The following is a 1,182-nucleotide window of genomic DNA, read 5'->3' as shown; positions in this document are numbered from 1 at the left end:
AATCCAAACCTTCAGGTTTGCCTACCAACAGCAACGATGGACTCTCAAGGTTCACTTACGCCAACGACAGCGTGTAACTTAGGAGCAATGGCAACGTCAATACGCTAAAGAAGTTCCCAAACAACACCATGGATGCCACTGTCATCGGTTCGATATTCAGTCGCTCTGCAAATAGATAATTCATGACCGCTGGAGGTAGCATGGTGAACAGCACCATCATTTGTAGTTGCATGGTTGGTAAAGGAATAAACCAATAAATGATTGCAAACGCGATTGCGCCAGTCGTTAACGATTGAACGGTACACAAAACTCCAACTTTTAATCCATCCAGTCTTAGATGGCACATTTGTGAGCCAAGAGAAAGCAGCATTACCGGAACAGCGGCTTGCCCTAGTAGTGCTGTTGCTTCATACAACGGTGTCCACGCGCCAATACCTGATAAGTTCAAACATAATGCGAGCGATGCCGATAAGAAAATTGGCATCTTCATGATTTGTTTCAATGGATTCCCGTTACTTAACAACATCACACCTACGCTGATATGTAAGCAAGCTGATACTACAAACAGCAGTACAGCAGAAGAAAGGGCAACTTCGCCAAATGTATAAGTGAACAACGGTATCGCAAGGTTCCCGCTATTTCGAAACATATGAGGTGGAGCCCAAGCTTTAAATGTTAGCCCAGTGATTTTACAAATCGGAATCATGAGTAACCCCGGAATTAAAACCGCAATGATGGCGGCTAAGAGCAGGGGACCTTGTTCAGAGTCGAGCGGCATGCTCACTAATGAGGAAAACACCAGAGCTGGCGTGCATACATCGATATTAATTCGATTGATGGGGCGAAAATCAGGTTTGATATGGCGTCCGACTAGATAGCCCACACCGACAAGGGCGAACACAGGAAAAAGAATATTAATGATCTGATTAATCATGGTCGCCTTAGTGTATATGAGGTAGATGTGCGCTTAGTTGGTTAATCAACTAAGTGGTAATCACAGTATCAAACCTTCATGCATTGCGTCATGGTGAAACAATGAGAACCGTGGATTAAATCAAGCTTTCTCAAAGCACATTAGCTATATGGAGTGGTCGTACCTTTGAACTAATTGTTACGTATCAAGTTACATACAAATCACTGAAATACCGACAAGTTTTATGTCATGTGTCTGTAAAATAGCCA

The 1,182-nt window shown here is 43.1% G+C and carries 1 protein-coding gene; it reads right to left on the bottom strand.

Annotation, left to right across the window (positions count from 1 at the left end; translation table 11 throughout):
* Window positions 1–55: 55 nt before the first annotated feature.
* Window positions 56–934, bottom strand: a complete 879-nt coding sequence (locus R7F07_RS25145) for an AEC family transporter (RefSeq protein ID WP_318110659.1) — start codon at window positions 932–934, stop codon at window positions 56–58.
* Window positions 935–1,182: the final 248 nt, after the last annotated feature.

The sequence above is a fragment of the Vibrio sp. YT-16 genome, assembly GCF_033337405.1.
Lineage (GTDB): Bacteria > Pseudomonadota > Gammaproteobacteria > Enterobacterales > Vibrionaceae > Vibrio > Vibrio alginolyticus.
Note: the sequence above shows the minus strand (reverse complement) of the source record. Positions and strands in the feature narration are given on the sequence as shown.

Bases quoted from the DNA above. Each gene is read 5' to 3' on its own strand.
- R7F07_RS25145 (WP_318110659.1), bottom strand. From the start codon at position 934: ATGATTAATCAGATCATTAATATTCTTTTTCCTGTGTTCGCCCTTGTC.